Origin of the sequence: Enterobacter sp. DC4 (assembly GCF_000568095.1) — a bacterium.
Classification (GTDB): Bacteria; Pseudomonadota; Gammaproteobacteria; order Enterobacterales; family Enterobacteriaceae; genus Enterobacter; species Enterobacter pseudoroggenkampii.
This window is the reverse complement of sequence record NZ_AZUB01000027.1, coordinates 1-373: the sequence shown is the minus strand read 5'-3', so window position 1 is coordinate 373 and position 373 is coordinate 1. Positions and strand designations below refer to the sequence as shown.

The window sequence follows — 373 nt, the reverse complement described above, 5'->3', positions numbered from 1 at the left end:
TTCATATCACCTCGCCGGCGCTTTTCGCAGATTAGCACGTCCTTCATCGCCTCTGACTGCCAGGGCATCCACCGTGTACGCTTAGTCGCTTAACCTCACAACCCGAAGATGTTTCACTTCTGATTGCGAAAATTTGAGAGACTCGAACACACCTTAAAGATGTGTCGTTTCAATTTTCAGCTTGATCCAGATTTTTAAAGAGCAAATATCTCAAACGTCACCCGAAGATGAGTTTTGAGATACTAAGGCAGGTGACTTTCACTCACGAACCAGCAAGTGGCGTCCCCTAGGGGATTCGAACCCCTGTTACCGCCGTGAAAGGGCGGTGTCCTGGGCCTCTAGACGAAGGGGACACTGAAGTCTCAATCGCAAG

General features: G+C 49.3%; 1 tRNA gene and 1 rRNA gene. Both read right to left on the bottom strand.

The window, feature by feature from the left end:
* Nucleotides 1-95, bottom strand: a 23S ribosomal RNA gene (locus tag P349_RS0124915); the annotation flags it as partial.
* Nucleotides 96-277: 182 nt separating this feature from the next.
* A tRNA-Glu gene (locus tag P349_RS00010) sits at nt 278-353 on the bottom strand.
* Nucleotides 354-373 lie beyond the last annotated feature (20 nt).